21 protein-coding genes are annotated in these 20,032 nt (G+C 61.9%); 9 read left to right on the top strand and 12 right to left on the bottom strand.

Going from position 1 to position 20,032, the window contains the following annotated elements; translation table 11 throughout:
- Positions 1–25 precede the first annotated feature (25 nt).
- Positions 26–358 (bottom strand): hypothetical protein, encoded by a 333-nt coding sequence (locus EFQ99_RS25965; protein WP_003565666.1) that lies wholly within the window; start codon positions 356–358, stop codon positions 26–28.
- A gap of 324 nt (positions 359–682) precedes the next feature.
- Between EFQ99_RS25965 and puuD the strand changes: the two genes are divergently transcribed.
- From puuD to EFQ99_RS25940, 5 genes are all read left to right on the top strand, one after another.
- Entirely contained in the window at positions 683–1,921 is a 1,239-nt protein-coding gene (gene puuD, locus EFQ99_RS25960; protein ID WP_126924084.1) for a urate hydroxylase PuuD, read from the top strand.
- Positions 1,918–3,228 (top strand): guanine deaminase, encoded by a 1,311-nt coding sequence (gene guaD, locus EFQ99_RS25955; protein ID WP_126924083.1) that lies wholly within the window; start codon positions 1,918–1,920, stop codon positions 3,226–3,228. The genes puuD and guaD overlap by 4 nt, the downstream gene beginning before the upstream one ends.
- A gap of 43 nt (positions 3,229–3,271) precedes the next feature.
- Positions 3,272–3,592 (top strand): type II toxin-antitoxin system HigB family toxin, encoded by a 321-nt coding sequence (locus EFQ99_RS25950; protein ID WP_126924082.1) that lies wholly within the window; start codon positions 3,272–3,274, stop codon positions 3,590–3,592.
- Positions 3,585–3,962: a helix-turn-helix domain-containing protein gene (locus EFQ99_RS25945; protein WP_126924081.1), complete on the top strand. Its 378-nt coding sequence runs from the start codon at positions 3,585–3,587 to the stop codon at positions 3,960–3,962. Before EFQ99_RS25950 ends, EFQ99_RS25945 begins: the two co-directional genes overlap by 8 nt.
- Before the next feature lie 77 nt (positions 3,963–4,039).
- Positions 4,040–5,182 carry an alpha-hydroxy acid oxidase gene (locus tag EFQ99_RS25940; RefSeq protein WP_126924080.1) on the top strand — a complete coding sequence of 381 codons (1,143 nt, stop codon included), beginning with the start codon at positions 4,040–4,042 and terminating at the stop codon, positions 5,180–5,182.
- Positions 5,183–5,211: 29 nt separating this feature from the next.
- On the opposite strand, the gene EFQ99_RS25935 is transcribed toward EFQ99_RS25940, so the two are convergent.
- The 8 genes from EFQ99_RS25935 to EFQ99_RS25900 all read right to left on the bottom strand — a co-directional run bounded on the left by EFQ99_RS25935 (position 5,212) and on the right by EFQ99_RS25900 (position 10,709).
- Positions 5,212–5,952 carry a metallophosphoesterase family protein gene (locus EFQ99_RS25935; protein ID WP_126924079.1) on the bottom strand — a complete coding sequence of 247 codons (741 nt, stop codon included), beginning with the start codon at positions 5,950–5,952 and terminating at the stop codon, positions 5,212–5,214.
- A gap of 2 nt (positions 5,953–5,954) precedes the next feature.
- Positions 5,955–6,311: a hydroxyisourate hydrolase gene (uraH, locus tag EFQ99_RS25930; protein ID WP_126924078.1), complete on the bottom strand. Its 357-nt coding sequence runs from the start codon at positions 6,309–6,311 to the stop codon at positions 5,955–5,957.
- Entirely contained in the window at positions 6,308–6,808 is a 501-nt protein-coding gene (locus tag EFQ99_RS25925; protein WP_126924077.1) for an ureidoglycolate lyase, read from the bottom strand. Before EFQ99_RS25925 ends, uraH begins: the two co-directional genes overlap by 4 nt.
- Positions 6,809–6,812: 4 nt before the next feature.
- A complete protein-coding gene (locus EFQ99_RS25920; RefSeq protein ID WP_126924076.1) occupies positions 6,813–7,175 on the bottom strand; it encodes a HepT-like ribonuclease domain-containing protein in 363 nt (120 codons plus the stop codon).
- A complete protein-coding gene (gene uraD / locus EFQ99_RS25915; RefSeq protein ID WP_126924279.1) occupies positions 7,172–7,672 on the bottom strand; it encodes a 2-oxo-4-hydroxy-4-carboxy-5-ureidoimidazoline decarboxylase in 501 nt (166 codons plus the stop codon). The genes EFQ99_RS25920 and uraD overlap by 4 nt, the downstream gene beginning before the upstream one ends.
- Positions 7,672–8,595, bottom strand: coding sequence for an allantoinase PuuE (gene puuE, locus EFQ99_RS25910; RefSeq protein WP_126924075.1), 924 nt, complete (start codon positions 8,593–8,595; stop codon positions 7,672–7,674). Before puuE ends, uraD begins: the two co-directional genes overlap by 1 nt.
- A 113-nt stretch (positions 8,596–8,708) precedes the next feature.
- A complete protein-coding gene (locus tag EFQ99_RS25905; RefSeq protein WP_126924074.1) occupies positions 8,709–9,416 on the bottom strand; it encodes a DUF1045 domain-containing protein in 708 nt (235 codons plus the stop codon).
- Between the two features lie 114 nt (positions 9,417–9,530).
- Positions 9,531–10,709, bottom strand: coding sequence for an NAD(P)/FAD-dependent oxidoreductase (locus EFQ99_RS25900; RefSeq protein ID WP_126924073.1), 1,179 nt, complete (start codon positions 10,707–10,709; stop codon positions 9,531–9,533).
- Between EFQ99_RS25900 and mnmC2 the strand changes: the two genes are divergently transcribed.
- Positions 10,708–11,436 (top strand): tRNA (5-methylaminomethyl-2-thiouridine)(34)-methyltransferase MnmC2, encoded by a 729-nt coding sequence (mnmC2, locus tag EFQ99_RS25895; RefSeq protein WP_126924072.1) that lies wholly within the window; start codon positions 10,708–10,710, stop codon positions 11,434–11,436. The two genes, EFQ99_RS25900 and mnmC2, sit on opposite strands and share 2 nt — an antisense overlap.
- A gap of 3 nt (positions 11,437–11,439) precedes the next feature.
- Here the strand turns inward: mnmC2 and EFQ99_RS25890 are convergent, their stop codons facing one another.
- A complete protein-coding gene (locus EFQ99_RS25890) occupies positions 11,440–14,838 on the bottom strand; it encodes a response regulator (RefSeq protein ID WP_126924071.1) in 3,399 nt (1,132 codons plus the stop codon).
- Between the two features lie 198 nt (positions 14,839–15,036).
- Positions 15,037–15,177, bottom strand: a complete 141-nt coding sequence (locus tag EFQ99_RS35150) for a hypothetical protein (RefSeq protein ID WP_164736446.1) — start codon at positions 15,175–15,177, stop codon at positions 15,037–15,039.
- Between EFQ99_RS35150 and EFQ99_RS25885 the strand changes: the two genes are divergently transcribed.
- From EFQ99_RS25885 to EFQ99_RS25875, 3 genes are all read left to right on the top strand, one after another.
- Entirely contained in the window at positions 15,176–15,493 is a 318-nt protein-coding gene (locus EFQ99_RS25885) for a hypothetical protein (protein WP_126924070.1), read from the top strand. The two genes, EFQ99_RS35150 and EFQ99_RS25885, sit on opposite strands and share 2 nt — an antisense overlap.
- Positions 15,494–15,565: 72 nt before the next feature.
- Positions 15,566–16,669 (top strand): DNA alkylation repair protein, encoded by a 1,104-nt coding sequence (locus EFQ99_RS25880; protein WP_126924069.1) that lies wholly within the window; start codon positions 15,566–15,568, stop codon positions 16,667–16,669.
- A 257-nt stretch (positions 16,670–16,926) separates the two neighbouring features.
- Entirely contained in the window at positions 16,927–18,660 is a 1,734-nt protein-coding gene (locus EFQ99_RS25875) for a DEAD/DEAH box helicase (protein WP_126924278.1), read from the top strand.
- Positions 18,661–18,714: 54 nt separating this feature from the next.
- On the opposite strand, the gene EFQ99_RS25870 is transcribed toward EFQ99_RS25875, so the two are convergent.
- The gene (locus tag EFQ99_RS25870; protein WP_126924068.1) at positions 18,715–19,617 is read right to left on the bottom strand and encodes a DMT family transporter; all 903 of its coding nucleotides are present in this window, start codon (positions 19,615–19,617) and stop codon (positions 18,715–18,717) included.
- Positions 19,618–20,032 lie beyond the last annotated feature (415 nt).

Here is a 20,032-nt window from a genome sequence, read left to right as displayed (position 1 = left end):
CCGGGTCCGATCCCGTCGTGTGGCTTCAATATCCCATCTCCGGCGCGTAGAAGCAGCGCGGCGTATCCTCGTTCGGGAACAGACAGAGATGATAGTCGTTGTCGCCGGATTGCATCGCCTTCGTCATCGGCAGCAGGAAGACGTGAGCATGCGTGACCAGCCGGTGGTCGCCCGGCAGCAGCGTCACGCGATATCCGCCTGGCGTCACCGCCACGCTTTTGGAAGGGATCATCTGGCAATCGCCATTATGACTGTCGCCATTGCAACAATAGGGGTCATAACTCCACCCCGAAGGTGCGTCGTGAGCCGTCGCCAGCGACGCATACGCAATCATCACACACGTCAGAATACTGCGCATGGACATCTTCTCCGTTGATGAATGCGCCGCCGATATTTCAACGGTTCCTATTTTATTCCGGCGGCCTGCAACATAACTGTAATTTAGTCGTCACAGTTTCAAGATCTGCTGAATTGGCAGACCAAGTATAAGCCGGGGATAATGCACAGTCTTCTCGGCAGCTTTTAGGCACGCCGGGAGAGATCGGCGATGCGGCCTTGGCCGGCGGCTTTGGCCTCGCCGGCGTTGCTGAAACCGCTGTGCACGCGCGGTCCTTCAATCTCCTCTTCCCTCCTCGCCAAAATTTCCGCAATGTTGCGAGTCGGAGGAAGATAGGGGAACTCGATGTATGAATATGCAATAGCATGGGAATGGCTCGCCTTCGCGGCACGCTGGTTCCATGTGATCACTGCGATCGCCTGGATCGGATCGTCGTTCTATTTCATCGCGCTCGATCTCGGACTGGTGAAACGCCCGCATCTGCCGCCTGGCGCCTATGGCGAGGAATGGCAGGTCCACGGCGGCGGCTTCTATCATATCCAGAAGTATCTGGTGGCGCCGGCCCAGATGCCGGAGCACCTGACCTGGTTCAAATATGAAAGCTATTTCACCTGGCTTTCCGGCTTCCTGATGCTCTGCATCGTCTACTACGGCGGCGCCGACCTCTTCCTCATCGACCGGCACGTGCTCGACATCACGCCGCCCGTCGCGATCCTGATCTCGCTGGCTTCACTTGCCTTCGGCTGGATCGTTTACGACCTGCTCTGCAAATCCCCGCTTGGGAAGAACACCTGGGGGCTGATGGCCGTGCTCTATGTCGTGCTCGTCTTCATGGCCTGGGGCTATACGCAGCTTTTCACCGGCCGCGCCGCCTTCCTGCATCTCGGCGCCTTCACCGCGACGATCATGTCGGCCAACGTCTTCATGATCATCATCCCGAACCAGAAGATCGTCGTCGCCGACCTCATCGCCGGCCGCACGCCCGATCCCAAATACGGGCAGATCGCCAAGCAGCGTTCGCTGCACAACAACTACCTGACGCTGCCTGTCATCTTCTTCATGCTGTCGAACCACTATCCGCTGGCCTTCGGCACGGCGTTCAACTGGGTAATTGCAGCGCTGGTCTTCCTGATGGGCGTCACCATCCGCCACTGGTTCAACACCACGCATGCCAGGAAAGGCCGGCCGACCTGGACGTGGATCGTCACCATCATCCTCTTCATCCTGATCATGTGGCTTTCCACCGCGCCGAAGCAGCTGACCGGCGAGACGAATGCGGCGGCAGTGGCGCCCGCCTTCCAGCAATTTGCCGGCGACCCGCACTTTCCCGCCGTCAAGCAACTGGTCTCGACGCGCTGTTCCATGTGCCACGCGGCCGAGCCCGCCTATGAGGGGATCGCGCGGCCCCCGAAGGGCGTGATACTGGAAGACGACGCGGAAATTGCCGCCCATGCCCGAGAAATCTATATACAGGCGGGCCGCAGCCATGCCATGCCGCCGGGCAACGTGACCGATATTACGCCTGACGAACGCAAGCTGCTCGTGGCCTGGTTCGAAAGCGCAGTCGAAGGCAAGAAACAATGACGACGACACTTCTGCGCGGCCGCCTGCTTTCCTTCCACCGCGCGCCGCTGAGCCTGGCCGACAGCCAAAGCTATCTTTACGAGCCAGACGGCGGGCTGCTGATCGAAGACGGGCTGATCGCAGCGGTCGGCTCCTATGCCGAAGTCAAGGCAAAGGCAGCCGAGGGCACGGCCGAGATCGACCACCGCCCGCATCTGATCATGCCGGGCTTCATCGACACGCACCTGCATTTTCCGCAGATGCAGGTAATCGCCTCCTATGCCGCCAACCTGCTCGAATGGCTGAACACTTATACTTTCCCCGAGGAATGCCGCTTCGTCGAAAGCGTGCATGCCGAAAGGATCGCCACGCATTTCTACGACGAGCTGATCCGCCACGGCACGACGACGGCGGTTGCCTATTGCTCCGTGCATAAGACCTCCGCCGACGCCTACTTCGCCGAAGCGATGAAGCGCAATATGCGCATGGTCGGCGGCAAGGTGATGATGGACCGCCACGCCCCGCAAGGCCTGCTCGACACGCCCGAGATGGGCTATGACGAGACCCGTCAGGTGATATCGGACTGGCACGGGAAGGGCCGCAACCACGTCGCCATCACCCCGCGCTTCGCCATCACCTCGACGCCGGCGCAGATGGAGGCAACCGCGGCCCTCGCCCGTGAATTTCCTGACCTGCACATCCAGACGCATCTTTCGGAAAACCACGAAGAGATCAAATTCACCTGCGAGCTCTATCCCGAGGCGATCGACTATACCGATATCTACGCCCGCTACGGTCTGCTCGGGCCGAAAAGCCTGTTCGGCCATGCCATCCACCTCTCCGAGCGGGAAGCCGATGTCATGAGCGAAACCGGCTCCGTCGCGATCCATTGCCCGACCTCGAACCTTTTCCTCGGCTCCGGCCTGTTTCCGCTGAAGGCGCTGGCGCGGCGCGAGAAGCCGGTGCGTATCGGTGTCGCCACCGATATCGGCGGCGGCTCCAGCTACTCGATGCTCAAGACCATGGACGAGGCCTACAAGATCCAGCAGTTGCTCGGCGAACGGCTGAACCCGCTGGAAAGCTATTACCTGATGACGCGCGGCAATGCCGAGGCGCTGTCGCTGGCCGACCGGATCGGCACGCTGGAACCCGGCACCGAAGCCGATCTCGTCGTGCTCGATGCGACTGCCACTCCGGCCATGGCGCTGAAGATGGAAGTGGTGAAGACCCTGCCCGAGGAACTCTTCCTCTTGCAGACCATGGGCGACGACCGGGCGATTGCCGAAACGTATGTGGCCGGTGTTGCATTGAAAGCGGGACTTCGATGACGCTTCTATTGCTCCCAAAATGGGAGCATGATATGGTTTCGACATGAGGGTAATCGCCCGGCGCACCCTGACGGAATTTGTCGAAAGCCCGGACGGCCAAAAAAGCCAAGCCGCCTTGAAGGCTGCACTCGATACGTGGTTTCACGAAGTCAGCAAGGCGGACTGGAAATCCATGTCCGATGTGAAGAAGCGGTATGCCCATGCAAGTATCGTCAACGCCGAGCGCATCGTCTTCAACATCAAAGGAAATGACTACCGGCTGATCGTCGCCGTCGATTTTGCACGGTCAATCGTCTGGATCAAATGGATCGGCACGCATCGCAACTATGACAGGATCGACGCAGCGACGGTGGAACATGAATGAGCTGAAACCCATCCGCAATGACGATGATTACGAAGACGCACTCCTGCTGTTGAAGCAGCTTTGGGGGGCGAAAAACGGCTCGCCCGAAGCTGACAAGCTCGATATTTTGGCAACGCTGATCGACCTCTATGAAACAGCCCAATACCCGATCGACCTGCCCGATCCCATCGATGCCATCCTCTTCCGGATGGAGCAGCAGGGGTTGGTGCGGAAGGATCTGGAACCCATTCTCGGCAGCCGCGGACGAGTGGCCGAAATCCTCAACAGAAAGCGTGCGCTTTCCCTCGAAATGATCCGGCGGCTGCATGAACATCTCGGCATTCCCCTGGATATTCTGATCCAACCGATCCGTGGCGAAAAAGCTGCATGATACGGCCGATTTCCCATAACGCCCTTCCGAATTTCATGTTACGCCGATAGCCGCGCTCAGATGTGAAGGTTCCATTCATGGCCACTCCGCTCACCATCGCAGACTTGAAAAAACTCGCACAGCGCCGTGTTCCGAAGATGTTTTTCGACTATGCGGATTCGGGCGCCTGGACGGAATCCACCTATCGGGCGAATGAGAGCGATTTCAGTCAGATCAAGCTGCGCCAGCGGGTGCTGGTCGACATGACCAACCGCACGCTTGAGACGACGATGATCGGCCAGAAGGTGTCCATGCCCGTGGCGCTCGCGCCGACCGGCATGACCGGCATGCAGCATGCCGACGGCGAGATGCTGGCTGCGCGGGCGGCGGAAGAATTCGGCGTTCCCTTCACGCTGTCGACCATGAGCATCTGCTCGATCGAGGACGTCGCCTCGGTGACGACCCGGCCCTTCTGGTTCCAGCTTTACGTCATGAGGGATAGGGATTTCGTCCTCGATCTCATCCGCCGCGCCAAGGCCGCCAAATGTTCGGCACTGGTTCTGACGGCCGACCTGCAGATCCTCGGCCAGCGCCATAAGGACCTCCGCAACGGCCTGTCGGCGCCGCCGAAATTTACCCCGAAGCACCTCTGGCAGATGGCAATGCGGCCGTTCTGGTGCCTTGATATGCTGCAGACGAAGCGCCGATATTTCGGCAATATCGTCGGCCATGCGAAGAACGTTGCCAATGTCGCCTCCGTATCCAAGTTCGCGCACGAGCAATTCGATCCGCGGCTATCCTGGTCGGATGTCGCCTGGATCAAGCAACAATGGGGCGGCCCGCTGATCATCAAGGGCATACTCGATCCGGAGGACGCCAAGGCAGCCGTCGATACCGGCGCCGACGCGATCATCGTCTCCAATCACGGCGGCCGCCAGCTTGACGGCGCTCCCTCCTCGATCAGCATGCTGCCGAAAATCATCGATGCCGTCGGCGACAGCATCGAGGTCCACCTCGACGGCGGCATCCGCTCCGGCCAGGACGTGCTGAAAGCCGTGGCGCTTGGCGCCAAGGGCACCTATATCGGCCGCCCCTTCCTCTACGGCCTCGGCGCCATGGGCAAGGAAGGCGTGACACTGGCGCTCGGCATCATCCGCAAGGAGATGGATATGACCATGGCGCTCTGCGGCAAGCGCGACATCAACGACGTGAACTCGTCGATCATCGCGGGGCGGCAATGAACCTGCAGCGCCGACAGGGAGTAACGCTACTACCGTAGCCAACCCGTTGCCAGCGCGCTCGCCCAGTCGGCACGGCCTCTTTCGGCGGCGAGTGCCGACATCGCCATATGGTCATAGGCGACGGTTCGGAACTGCCATATCCATCCGGCCGCCGTCTTTTCCAGAATGGCATAGCTCGCCAGCGGATGGCCAACTTCGACCTTGTGGTAATAGGGCAGCTCGTCGTCATAGGCCCCGCAGCCGACGCTGCCCGGATTGACGATGAGGCGACCGTCGGAAAGCCGGATAACGCGGGGGATATGGCTGTGGCCGCAGAGGATCAGCGGCAGGTCGATGCCTTCGGCAAGGGCCGCGATCGCCTCGACCGGCTTCAGGAAGACGAAACCCTCAGGCGAAACCGATTCCAGCCAGTAGAGATTGTCGTCCTTCGGCGTCGCATGGCAGAGATAGACCTCGCCGCGATAGACGGTATCGAATGGCAGGCTGCGCAGCCAATCGAGATGGGACGGCGACAATTGACGATAGGCGGCGGCATCCGAGGCATGCATCGCCGCCGGATTCTGCTCGATCAGGTAGCGATCGTGATTGCCGCGAACCGAGGTGAGGTTAAGCGGCATCAGCAAATCTGCTGTCTTGCCGGCTTCCAGCGGCCCGCTGAAGAAATCACCGAGATTGACGATCTCCTCGATGCCCTGCGCCTGAATATCCGCAAGCACCGCCTCGAGCGCCAGATGGTTGCCATGGATGTCTGCGATCGCGGCAAAACGCATTTTTAGCTGCCCCGATAGGTGGAATAGCCATAGGGCGAGATCAGCAGCGGCACATGGTAATGCGCCGTGATATCGGCGATGCCGAAGCGGATCGGCACGAGATCGAGGAAGGCCGGATGCGGCAGCGGCGTGCCGCTCGCCCTCAGATAATCGCCGGCGTGGAAGACCAGTTCATAGGTACCGACGTGGAAATTCTCGCCGATGAGAATCGGGCCGCCGTCGACCCTTCCGTCGGCATTGGTCACAACGGTCGTCAGATGCCTGCGCATCTCGCCGTCGATCCGGAAGAGATCGATCCTCAGGCCCTCGGCCGGCTTACCGAGAGCGGTATCGAGAACATGCGTGGTCAGTCCGGTCATAGGGCTGGCTCTTTGATGATGAAGGGGGTTTCGAAGAAGAATTCCTCCAGATTATTATCAGGCCCGTCGCGGTCGACGACCAGGAAATCGGAGGCTTGGCCGAGCGCCATCAGCGGATGATGCCAGACATTGCGGCCGTAGTTCACACCTTGGTCCCCGCGCGCCAGAAATACCTGCGGCCTGCCCGGACGTCCGTTCTCGTCCTCGGAGACGATAACGAGAAAGGGCCGGCCGGAAACCGGCGAGAAACTCTGGCTGCCGAAGGGATGGCGCTCCATCATGTCGACAGCATAGGGAAAGCTGCGCGGCTGGCCGCGAAAGAGATTGATGATGACGCGCGCGCCCTCGCCCGTCGCTTCCGCCACGGCCAGCGCGTGGAAACGCTCGGTCGTGCCGCCGTTGATGAGCCGCATCGAGGCCGGATCGGCCTCGATCACCTCGCCGAAGGAAGCGAAGGCGGCTTTGGTGAGCGGACGGATGTCGAGATATTCGGACATGGTTTCACTCGCCTTGGGCATGCCAGTAGCGGACGGCATCGATTGCCGAAAGCAGCTCCGGCAGCGTGCGATATGTCGCCTCCCATATCTCCGACGGATTGAGATCGAAGACGTCGTCCAGGATACGGTTGCCCGTGCCGCAGATTTTCGTCCATGGCAAGGTCGGATGCTCGGTCGCAAATTCCGGATGTGTCACCAACAGGCGAGACGCCGCAGCACCGATGGTGAAATGGCAGAAGGCAACCGCCTTGAAGGTGAGCTTGTCCCCGGCGAAGGCCGTCTCATCCATTCCGCCGATGAAAGACAGCGCTTCTGACGCCGCTTCATACATTTCATTGAGATAGTCGATTGCGTGCCGCTCTTTCATTCAGCCTCCGGCAGCATCGCTGTCAGGCGCAGCAGCGCGATCCGCTCGACCTCGGCGGCCGCGGTGGCGAATTCTTCGTCCCTGCCATTACCGATCCGTACTTCGAAGGCCGACAGGATATCGTCCTTGCCGAGCCCCTTGACGGCGATGATGAAGGGAAAGCCGAATTTTTCGACATAGGCCGAATTGAGCTCGGTGAAGCGGGCATGCTCGGCCGGGCTCAGCCGGTCGAGGCCGGCGCCGGCCTGCTCCTTGCGGCTGTCCTCGGTGAGCTCGCCTGATATTGCCAGACGCCCGGCAAGGTCGGGGTGGGCGCGGAGCACGCCAAGGCGCTCCTCTCGGCTTGCCGCGCGGAAGACGGCTGCAAGGGCCGCATGCACGCCGGATGCCGTCAGCGGTTCTTTTATGCTGCCGGTATCATAGGCGCGCTCGGCGATGAATAGGGAATGTTCGAAGACGCCACCGAAGCGGGAGATAAAATCCTCGCGCGACAGCATCATAGCGCTTCCGGCTGATGGTGCTTGTGCCAGTGCTCGGCGATCTCGATGCGGCGCGGAATCCAGACCTTGTCGTGCTTCAGCACATATTCGATGAATCGCTTCAACGCGGCTGCGCGACCGGGGCGCCCGACGAGGCGGCAATGCAGGCCGACCGACATCATCTTCGGGCTGCCGTCCTTGCCTTCCTCATAGAGCGTGTCGAAAGCATCTTTCAGATAGGTGAAGAACTGGTCGCCTGAATTGAAGCCCTGCGGTGTTGCGAAACGCATGTCGTTGGTTTCAAGCGTGTAGGGAATGATCAGGAAGGGTTTGCCGTCGACGCCCTTCACCCAGTACGGCAGGTCGTCGGCATAGGAATCGGAGGAATAGCGGAAGCCGCCTTCCTCCTGAACCAGCCGCAGCGTGTTGTCGGAAGGCTTGCCCTGATACATGCCGTAGGGCCGCTCGCCGGTGAGTTCGGTGTGCAGGCGTACGGCTTCGAGGATGTGCTTGCGCTCTAGGTCCTCGGGAAAATCCTTGTATTCCAGCCAGCGATAACCGTGGCTGGCGATCTCCCAGCCCGCTTCCTTCATGGCGGCCACGGCCTCAGGGTTGCGGGCCATCGCCAGCGTCACCCCATAAACGGTCGCCTGCACCTTGAGATCGGTGAACATCCGCCAAAGTCGCCAGAAACCGGCGCGCGAGCCATATTCGTAGATCGATTCCATATTGAGGTTGCGCTGCCCCGGCCAGGCCGCCGCGCCGACGATTTCCGACAGCAGGTTTTCGGAAGCCGGGTCGCCGTCCAGGATCGAGCTTTCGCCCCCCTCCTCGTAATTGATGACGAACTGCACGGCGATGCGTGCCTCGTCCGGCCATTTCGGATCAGGCGTCTGACGCCCGTAGCCGACCAGATTGCGCGGATAAGTCTCGGATACCATCAAATCACCTTCTGAAAAGACGGGGAACGGTATCATCCGCAGCCGGAATGTCGAGACGGAAACTGCGCAACGCAATTTTCCCGTTATGGAACAATTTCTTAGCGCAGGGAACTTCAGGCGATCTTGCGCGCGCTGACCTTGCCCATCGGATGCAGCGAATGAACGCGGAAGGGACCGCCGGTACCCTCCTCGATCATCAGCGCCACGTTCGAAACCATGATCGGTTCTCTCAGCACAGGCTCGAAAATCGTCCGCAGCGCCGGCTCGATGCGCGGCATGTCGATCGCGTTGATCGGGCCCGTCACCGGCATGTGGAAGCGGAATTCTTCCATCACGTAAGGATTGCCCCAGCGATGCAGATTGGCGAACTGGGCCGCCGACAATCCGTCCGGGTCACTGCGCTCGATCTCGGCTTCGCTGAGCGGCGCGCGGAAACGGTCGAATTCCTGCACGATTGCCGAGGCGAGATACTGGATCTGCTCACAGGGGATATTCGGCAGCAGGCTGTAGAAATTGCCGAGCCTGACGACCTCGAGACGCGGCATCCGGAAGGGAAGGACCGTTCCGGAGAAACGCATAAGATCGCGCAGGAGTTGAGATTCCGACATGTCGGCGGAGAGGTGGAACGGCGCCTTCAAGACACCGTGAAAACCATAACGGCGCGGCACGGCGGTGTGGAAGGCGATCTCATGAATGCCGAGGCCGCGAATGGCCGGAGGCTCCGTCGCATCACCAGAAAACACGTTTCGGCCAAGCCAATTGGCGGCCACGAGCGACAGTTGGTCGCTCGCCGGAGGCGTGAAGCAAATGGCATAGCGCATGCAATTTCCTCCATCAAGGAAGTAAGCGCCATTGCGATCCGGCGCTGTCGATGCGCAAGCAGATAGGTGATTTGCATGACAGAATAACGAAGCAGAGCAGCGACTAATTCACGTTTAACGTGAAGCCGCTGCGATATGGCTTGAAATCGCGAAACTTTCCGGCAGCCGAAACTCGCAATGTGCATCGCTTGCGATACATATAGCCGCTTCCGCCAGCCGATGCGCAAGGCCGAAGCTGACCTTGAAGCCGCCAGTTAGCGCGATTAGGCGCGGGTGATCGGGGTGGCGGCCGATCATCGGATCGCGATCGATCGCCTTCGGGCGAAGCCCCGCCCAACGCTCGACGACGGGTGCGTTTCGAAGCGCCGGCACGATGGCCCGCGCCGCCTCGATCAGCCCGTCGAGCTGGGCATCGGTCGACGTGGGATCGTCGAAACGGTTCTCGCTGGTGCTGCCGATCGCGGCATGTCCGCCCTCATGCGCAACAATATAGAGCCCATCGAGGAAGATCGTCGGCAGCGCCGGGTCGATATCCGCTTTCAACAGCGCCGCCTGCCCCTTCACCGGCTGGCCAAGCGGCTGCTTCAGCCCTGGCGTCAGATCCTGCAGCAGAGGAAAGGACCGATGACCGGCAGCCAGCATGCAGTGACGGAAAGCAATGGCTTCGCCACCGATCTCGGCCGTGCCTCGATCGGGATCGAGACCGGCAACCGCCGCATGTTCCACGATGCGCAAATGTTTTGCCCGCCGCAGAAAGGCAATCAGCACTGACGTCAACGAACGGGGCGCGACGCGGGCGGCGAGCGTGTCGTGCACGAAACCGCTCTCGCCGGCGGACGCCTCGACCCAGCCGTCTACATCAGGCTTGTCCAGTACATGCCAGTGGAAGCGGCGCTCGCCTGCCCGCCAATGGCGCTCGGCATCCTCGGAATGACCGCGGGCGATACGGTTGAGATGCGGCTTCGGCAACGGGATCAGCCGGCCCGAACGGCGATAACCGGCGAAAAGCCCGGTCTCGGCTTCGAGCGTTGCGATTTCGTCTTCAAGCGAAACCAGCGCATCGAATTGGAACTGCTTCTTCTCCGACCACCGGTCCGGCATATGCGGCATCAGCGCCCCGAGCAGGCCGCCGCTCGCCCCTCCACCCAATCTGCCGGCATCCGCAAGAATGGTGCTGATGCCACGGCGCTCGGCATGGACGGCCGCCCAGAGACCCATGATGCCGCCGCCGACGATCAGCAAATCTGAGAACGATTGACCGGACGCCGGCGCAGGACTATCGGCTTGTTCCATGGCAGAGATGAATCCAGATCAGATTGGCGCGGGCGCGCCGCAGCCGCTCGAATGGCGCGACGGCGATATGCCTTATTCCACAGCCTTTGGCGACCATTTTTATTGCCAGACCGATGGGCGGCTGGAATGCAGCCACGTCTTCCTGGCCGGCAACGGCCTGCCGGAGCGCTGGAACGGGCGGCAGGAATTCGTGATTGGCGAACTCGGCTTCGGCACCGGCCTCAACTTCGCCGAAACCTGGCGGCAATGGAAGCTGCATCGCACGGACGGCCAACACCTGCATTTCATCTCCTTCGAACTCCACCCGATGCGCAGCGAAGAGATCGGCCGGGCGCTCTCGCACTGGCCTGAGATCGATGCCGAGCGCGAGGCGCTGACGGCGGCCTGGCCGCAGACGCCGGCGGGTATCGTCACGCTCGACCTCGACGCCCAGACGAGGCTCAGCGTCGTTTGCGGCGCGGCCCTCGACGGCGTCGCAGCGGCAAAGCCCGGCTTCGACGCCTGGTATCTCGATGGCTTCGCCCCCTCGCGCAACGGCGACATGTGGTCGGAAGAACTGATGCGGCTCGTCTGCGAAAAAAGCGCAGCCGGCGGCACCTTCGCCACCTATGCCGCAGCCGGCTTCGTGCGCCGCAACCTCATCGCCGCCGGTTTTGCCGTCGAGCGCCGCCAGGGCTTCGCCGGCAAGCGCGAAATGCTCTGCGGCGTCAAGGTTTCCCGCGATTAAAGATCAGTAGCCGGTACGCCCCGGCTGCAGCTCATCCTTGCCGAGCCATTGCCGGATCTTCTCTTCCAGCAGTTCAGGGCTGATCGGCTTCGACATGTAGTCGTCCATGCCGGCATCGAGGCAGAGCTCGCGGTCACTTTCCAGCGCATGGGCGGTGACGCCGATGATCGGCACGCGGTGGCCCTGCCCCTGTTCCAGTTTCCGGATCGTTCGGGTCGCTTCATGGCCGTTCATCACGGGCATCGATACGTCCATCATGATGATGCGCGGCGTGTGCCGCTGCCAGGCGGCCACCGCCTGCTCGCCATTGTCGACGACGAGGAAGGAAAGGCCTGTTCCCTGGAGTATCTGCGTGAAGACGATCTGGTTGACCTCGTTGTCTTCGGCGACGAGCACGTCGACGAATTCGGCCGCACGGGACTGTGGCAAGGGTGCCGGCGCCGGTACAGGCACGGCTGCTTCGGCCTGCAGCCGGGCAATCTCGGCTTCCGAGGCCTGCTTGACGCGACGGGCGCGCACCACTTCGACGACGGTGTTGCGCAGCACGTTGGCGCGCGCCGGCTTCATCAGATGCGCGTGGCCGTTCAGCGCCGCGAATTCCTTTTCCGTGCCCGAAATATCCATCGATGTCAGGAAGATGATCGGCAGCTCGACGAAGCGGGGATCGGCGCGCAGCCGGCGCGCGACATCGGCGCCGTTCATGTCGGGCATATGATAGTCGAGCACCACGGCGTCGACGGTCACGCCGAGATCAGCGGCCGCCTCCAGGATCGCAAGACCGGTGCCGCCGCCCTCGGCGGCCACACCGTCGAAGCCCCAGAGCGAAAGCTGCTCGGTGAGGATGCGCCGGTTCACCTCATTATCGTCGACGACGAGGATACGCGCGCCCTGCACGTTGATCGGCAGCGGCTTCGGCTCAAGGCGGGCCGCAGCCACCGCGAAAGGCAGGTTGACGGTGAAGACCGAGCCCTTGCCCCATTCGCTGTCGACATTGAGATAGCCGCCGAAAAGATCGACGAGGCCGGCGGTGATCGCAAGGCCGAGCCCCGTTCCCTCATGTCGCCTTGTCGAGGAAGCGTCGACCTGCGAGAACTTGTCGAAGACCGATGAGAGCTTTTCACCGGGAATGCCGATACCGGTATCTTCGATGCGGATGCTCGCCATGATCTCGCCGCCGGCGACCGTCTCGAAGCCGACATCGACGAAGACATGACCGCGCTCGGTGAATTTGACGGCATTCCCGACCAGATTGGTCACGATCTGGCGGAAACGCCCGGCGTCTCCGATCACGGCGGCGGGCAGATCCGGTGCTGCCCGCACCAGAAGCTCGATATTCTTTTCGGCCGCATGGGAGGAGAGGAGCGTCGCCACGTCCTCCACTGCTTCGGTGATATCGAAAGCGGCTTTGCGCAGCTTCATTTGCCCGGCATCGATCTTCGAAAAATCGAGGATGTCGTTGATGATAGTCAGCAGCGCGTTGCCCGACTTGACGATGATATCGATGAAGGTCTTCTGGCGTGTGTCGAGATTGGTCTTGGCAAGCAGCTCGGCCATGCCAAGCACGCCGTTCATCGGCGTGCGGATTTCATGGCTCATATTGGCGAGGAATTCGGATTTGGCGCGGTCGGCAGCTTCGGCGCGCGACAGAAGCTCGCGCAGTTCCTCTTCGCGGCTCTTGAGCTCGGTGACGTCGGTGAAAAGCGCCACCCAATGCTGACCCCTGCTGACGGTCGCATCCATGTTCACCCAGCGCTCGCCGCCGACATGGAAGACGGTGGAAATCGGCTGGCCGGCCGCGATATTGGCGCGCCACTCCTGCAGGATCTCATCCGCCGCGTCGTGGAAATCGCCCCGCGCCGCGCAGAATTCGAACATGCCGAGCCAACCCTGCCCGGCCTCGATATGATGAGGCGGGATCTGCAGGATGTCGGCCATCGCCTCGTTGGACATCTTGATGACGTTATCCTGGACGATGGCGATGCCCTGCGACATGGCATGCGTCGCATCGCGCATCATTTCGCCGAGCCGCTCGAGTGCGGCGCGCGTCTCGTGGATTTCGTTTTCCCGTTCGCGCACCGCCGAGATATCGGCATAAGTGAGCAGAATGCGGTCGTTGGAGAGGCGGCGGCTGTCGAAGATCACGGATTTGCCGCCTGCCCAGCCAAGTTCGATCGGCTCGGGCTCTTCAGCTTCGAACAGGTGCTTGCGGAAGGCGTAGATCTCCTCCGGCACCTGCGTTCCGTCATAGCGCCCGAGCTCGTGGTTGCGGCGGATGACGTCGAGGAAAGGGCGGCCGTCGAAGCGATCGTCGAGCGGCAGCTCCCAGATGCTGTAGAATTCGTCGTTGCCGTAGACGATCCGGTGGTCGTTATCGAGGATCAGTACGCCGACCGGCAGCGAACGCAGGATGCTTTCGATATCCCGATGCAGGATTTCTTCCTGCTTGCGCGATGCAATCAGCGCATTCTCGCGCTCCTTGAGCGGCGAGATGTCGGAAAAGGAGCCGACGACATAGGTCCGCCCATCCGATGTCATGACGCGGTTGACGCGTGAGATGACCGGATAGATGTGGCCGCTCTTGCTCGGCATCTCGCTCTCGAGCTCGACCGATATTCCGTGCTTCAGCGCCAGCTGGTTTTCCTGGTAGATCGCCTCACCACCTTCCAGCCCGAACATTTCCTGTTCGGTCATTCCGAGATACGCGGAGCGGGAATGGCCGCTGAAGGTCTCATAATACTTGTTGGCATAGACCAGGCGGTGCTCGTCGTCGCGCACGAAAACGGCAACCGGCAGGTCCTCCAGGACGGTGCGGAGAACATCGAGTTCGTCGACGCTCTCACCCCAGGCCGAATCTCCGGCGGCGGCAGGCTTCGCGCCGTTGCGATAGGCGGCGTTGACGACCAGCGGCCGGCCGTCTGCCGCAAAGATGCCGATCGGATGATCTAGCGTCTCAAGCGCCTCGCGCACCTGGGCGAAATCGGCGGCAATTTCGGAATCGTTTACAGCCTTGAAGTTGCCTGAAATAACGGGATTGCCGCCAAGGGCGCGGCGCTCGCGCACTTCGAAAATGCCAAGCACATAGGCTCGATCCGGCGACGGAGAGAAGCTTTCGATGTCAATGCGCTCGTGATGGAGGCCTACGGCATCGAAGCAGATGGCGTTTTCCTCGGTGCCGAACACCAGCGCGCGACGTTCCTTGTCCTCGCGATCCTCTTCCTCGGGACGGTCGAAGAGTTCGCGGCTCCGCCTGCCGATGAAATCGGAAATCTCGCGGCCGAAGAAATCGGCGTAGGCCTCGTTGACGGCGATGTAGCGCAGCTCGCTGTTCTTGACATAGGCCGGGGTGTCCAGATCAGCGATCCGGCGGCAAGCCAACTCCAGAAGTTCCCCGGCTGCTTTCAAGAAATTGTCGCTCCCGCAATAAATGAAATATCGACTACAAAGACTATAACGCCAAGGCTTTTAACAAGGTTTTAACCATAAATTTTGATGGCTGACATTTGCCAGCCGGCTCACCAAACTGAAGATGTCTCACATTGGCAGGGCGAGCTTGCACGAGCCTGAGAGGCCATCGCGACTGGCGCAATCCCAGATCCGTCGTCATTCATTTCGATGGCGGCACCCGTTGAAATCATGACGAAAATTTAATGCGGGAAGCGCTTGCGCGGCCATCGCGCCGCCGCGATCCGGGCCGAGTCTCGACATGGCTTTATGGAAGCCACCATGAAAGGAAAATACCATGTCCGTTCTTCATAAGACCATGGCGGCGGGCCTGATCGCGCTGACCTTTGCCGGCGCCTCGCTCGCCACCGCCACCACCGCCGATGCCCGTCCGCGCGACGCCTTCTGGGGCGGCCTTGCCGCCGGCGTCGTCGGCGGCGCCCTGCTGTCCGAGGCCGCCCGACCCGCCTACCCCGCGTATCCTGCCTACCCCGCCTATCCCGCTTATCGCCCCTATCCGGTCTACCGGACCTATTACCGGCCGTCCTATTGCCACCTCGAATGGCGGCACGACGATTGGGGCGATCCCTACCGCGTCAAAGTCTGCACGGAATAGATAAAACCGCATCCGGCGCCGCTTGACCTCCCGGCGGCGCCGGGCCAATCCTCCCACAGAAGGAGGATCAGCATGCCGGAACCGCTCAAGAACCTGCTGCATGAGGCATTGGTCGGCGACATGGCCGATCGCATCGCCGCCAAGGCGCCCTCCTTCGACAAGGGCCGCTTCATGGCGTTGGCGACCACCGGCCTTAACGCGCTGGAGCTGATGGAGCGGTCAACCCTCATCTGCGACGCGCTGTTTGCCACGCTTCCTGATGATTTTCCTGAAGCAGCCGCCATCCTGAAGGCAAGCCTGCCCGCAGCCGACAGGCCCGGGCTTTCCGGCTGGATGCTGCTGCCGGTCAACCAGTTCATCGCCGCCCGCGGCCCCGACCATTTCGAACTCGGTCTCGATCTCCTGAAGGCGCTGACGCCGCATTTCACCGCCGAGTATGGCATCCGCCCGTTCATTCATCGCGACCAGCAGCGCGCGCTTGCCATCATTTCCGGCTGGGTCGGCGATCCCGACCGGCATGTGCGCCGGCTGGCGAGCGAGGGAACGCGGCCGCGCCTGCCATGGGCGATGCGCCTGCCGCACCTCGTGAAGGACCCGGCGCCGATCCTCCCGATCCTGACCGCGCTGATGGACGATCCGGAGGACTATGTCCGCCGCTCCGTCGCCAACAGCCTGAACGACATCGCCAAGGATCATCCCGATCTCGTCGCAGCCTTCATCGCCGGCCACATCGAGGGCGCCTCCCCCGAACGCCGCTGGCTGCTGAAGCACGCCTCGCGCACGCTTTTGAAGAAGGGCCATGCGCAGGCGCTCGCCAATTTCGGCTTCGGCGCGGCCGCCTCGCTCGCATGCGAATTGAGGCTTGCGAACGGCGAGGTGCTCTTCGGCGAAGGGCTGGATTTCGAAATCCGCATGACGAATGCCGGTGAGACGACACAATCGCTGATGATCGATTACGCCATCCATCACGTGAAGGCCGACGGCTCGCTCTCGCCCAAGGTCTTCAAATGCAAGACGATCTCGCTCGCGCCCGGCCAAAGCCACGCAATCGAGCGCCGCCACACCATGCGGCCGATCACGACGCGGCGCTATTATCCAGGCGAGCACCGCATCGCCATCCTCGTCAACGGCGCCGAAAGCGCATCGCAGAGCTTCGTGCTTGTCATGCCAAACTAAGTTCCACCAGAGGCTTTCTTGTGCACTGCACTTGACTTTCCACGCGAACTGGCCCAAATGCAGCCCAGCTTTCACCCTTCCGGCCGCCGCGTGAGCGTGCCCCTGCTAGAAAATACGGACGCAGGAAGAAGGGACAAAAGCGCATTTCGATAGAACGCCGCACTCCCAAGAGCGGCCAGAAGCGCTGGAAAGCTTTTTCCAACTCACAAGTTCCCACTTCACGCGGGGTTCTTGACGCCAGAATGAAACCGGATCGCATGGTGCGTTCCGGCGATAGTCATTGTGGCGCCCCGAAAGGTTATACCTTGACCAATTTTGAATCGCTTGGTGTCTCCAAGCCGATCGTCGCTACTTTGTTCCAGCTCGGCATCGAAACGCCGACGCCGATCCAGGAACAGGCCATTCCCCTCCTCCTCCAAGGCCGCGACCTGATCGGCCTTGCCCAGACCGGCACCGGCAAAACAGCCGCCTTCGGCCTGCCGCTCATCGAAAAGCTGCTCGCCGACGAGCGCCGCCCCGACAACCGCACGACGCGGACGCTGATCCTGGCGCCGACCCGCGAACTGGTGAACCAGATCGCCGAAAACCTGAAGAAATTCATCCGCAAGTCGTCGCTGCGCATCAACGTCGTCGTCGGCGGCGTCTCGATCAACAAGCAGCAGCTTCAGCTCGAAAAAGGCACCGATGTGCTGGTCGCAACACCCGGCCGCCTGCTCGATCTCGTCAATCGCCGCGCCATCACGCTGACCACGGTCCGCTACCTCGTGCTTGATGAAGCCGACCAGATGCTCGATCTCGGCTTCGTGCACGATCTGCGCAAGATCGCCAAGCTCGTTCCGAAGAAGCGCCAGACCATGCTGTTTTCGGCCACCATGCCGAAGGCGATCGCCGATCTCGCCGGCGAATATCTCGTCGATCCCCTCAAGGTCGAAGTCACGCCTCCGGGCAAGGCTGCCGACAAGGTCGAACAGTACGTCCATTTCGTCGGCGGCAAGAACGACAAGACGGAACTGCTGCGCAAGTCGCTGACCGAAAACCCTGACGGACGCGCTATCGTCTTCCTGCGCACCAAACACGGTGCCGAGAAGCTGATGAAGCATCTCGAAAACATCGGCTACTCCGTCGCCTCGATCCACGGCAACAAGAGCCAGGGCCAGCGCGAGCGGGCACTGAAGGCCTTCCGTGACGGCAGCATCAAGACGCTGATCGCCACCGACGTTGCCGCCCGCGGCATCGACATCCCGGCCGTCAGCCACGTCTACAACTACGACCTGCCGGAAGTGCCGGACGCCTATGTCCACCGGATCGGCCGCACGGCCCGCGCCGGTCGTGATGGCATCGCGATTGCCTTCTGCGCCCCCGACGAAGCCAAGCTGCTGCGTGACATCGAGCGCCTGATGGGCATCGACATCACGGTCGCGGGCGGCGAACCGCCGGCCCATATCAGCAGCAGCGGCCCTCGCCGCGGCAACGGCAATGGCAACAACCGCAACCGCGGCGGCGGCCAGGGTCGCGAGGGTAATGGCCGTGGCGACCAGAACCGTTCCGAGCATCGCGGCAGCCGCCAGGAACGCCGCCCGCGCCGCGAAGGCGAAGGTAGCGAAGTCCGCGCCGGCGGCGAGGAGCGTCGCGAGCGTCGTCCGCGTCCCGAGCGTACCGCCCGCAACGAGGATTTCCGCGGCCAGCGCCGCGGCGAAGCGACCCCGAATCTGGGTCCCGACAACGATCTGGCCTCGACCTCCGATTTCCGCCCGGCAAAGCCGCAGCGTCCTGCTCATAACGGCCCCAATGCCCACCATGCCAATGGCGAGCCGAGCGGTCATCACCGCGGCAATGGCCGCCACGCCCACGGCCGCCCGGCCCGCAAGCACGGCGAGGATCGCGGCCCGCAGCAGGCACAGGGCGGCGAACCGCGCCGCGACGGCAACGGCGGCAATCGCCGCGGCGGCTCTGGCGCCCGCAACGGCGGCCAGCGCCGTGAACGCGCCTGATCATCGATCGACTGAAAATCAGAAAGGCCGGGGAAACCCGGCCTTTTTTATTGTCTATGCCTCAGCCGGCGTCTGTCGCCCGGCGGCCCGGCGGTTCGTCAGGTAGACGCCCGTCACGACAACCGCGGTGCCGACAATCAAGGGCAAGGTCAACGGTTCCCCGAAGGCGACGAAAGCCTCGAGGGCAACCGCCGGCGGCATCAGGTAAATGAGCGAGGCGGCGCGGGAAACCTGCCCCCGGCGGATGAGGTAAAGCAGCAAACCGACGCCGCCCATCGACAGGCCGAAGACCGACCAGATGAGCGCGCCATAGGCCTGGGCGGTGCCGTCGAAATGCTGGCGCTCGAAGATCAGCGACAGCGGCAGGGTGAGAACCAGTGCGCCGACATATTGCAGCGTCGCGATGGTTCTGAGGTCACCTGATTGCAGGTGTTTCTTCTGATAGAGCGTGCCATAGGTGACGGACCCCATGGCGACGAGATTGATCATCAGCGGCACGGCGGCATGGGCGAGATCGGCTGTCGCCGGACCGAAGAGCTTCGGCGAAATGGCGATGGCGATGCCGACAAAGCCGAGGCCAAGGCCAAGTTTCTGTGTCTGCTGCAATCGCTCACCGACGAGAAAGGGGGCCGCCATCGCCGTCAGCAGCGGCTGCAGTGCCGCAATGATGCCCGATATGCCGGCCGGCACGCCGTTGGCAATCGCCCACCAGAGGCCGCCGAGATAGAAGCCGTGCAGAAAGAATCCGGAATAGATGGCGCGGAGCCACGTCGCCCGGCTTTTCGGCCATTGCGCCCGCATCACCAGGCAGAGCGCCAGGAATGCCAGGGCCGACAGCGCGTAGCGTATCGAAAGAAAGGTGAAGGGCTCGGAATGCAGCGCGGCATATTTCGCCACCACCCAGCCCGTGGACCAGAGGAAAACGAAGACGGCGGGGGCAAAACGGTCAAGGGACATGGGCAGCTCGAAAGACAAAGGAATGCCGTGCTGATAGCGGCACCCGGTAGCCGCAGTCAAAGGCGAAGCGCTGATGCTTATTTGAAATTTCGCTGATGGGTGGGTGATAGAAAGGCCGAGGATTGAGTATGGCGCCGCCACTCGTCTCTTCTCCCCAGCGGGGAGAAGTGCCGGAGCGATAGCGAGGCGATGAGGGGGTGAGCGGCAAAGCCGCGAATGCGCTGAGCTCAAGCGAAGGGCAACAATAAATGTTGTGCCGAGTGGCCCCCTCATCCGCCCTACGGGCACCTTCTTGGATAAGAAAAATGTAGGATACTGACGCTTGCCGGGCGGGTGGCCGCCCGCCCGGCAGCTGGTTGTCGGATCGTCACCTTCTTAGCCGTTTGGGGCTGTGGGGAGCAGGATCGCAACCGGC

Origin of the sequence: Rhizobium vallis (assembly GCF_003985155.1) — a bacterium.
Taxonomy (GTDB): Bacteria; Pseudomonadota; Alphaproteobacteria; order Rhizobiales; family Rhizobiaceae; genus Rhizobium; species Rhizobium vallis.
Note: the sequence above shows the minus strand (reverse complement) of the source record. Positions and strands in the feature narration are given on the sequence as shown.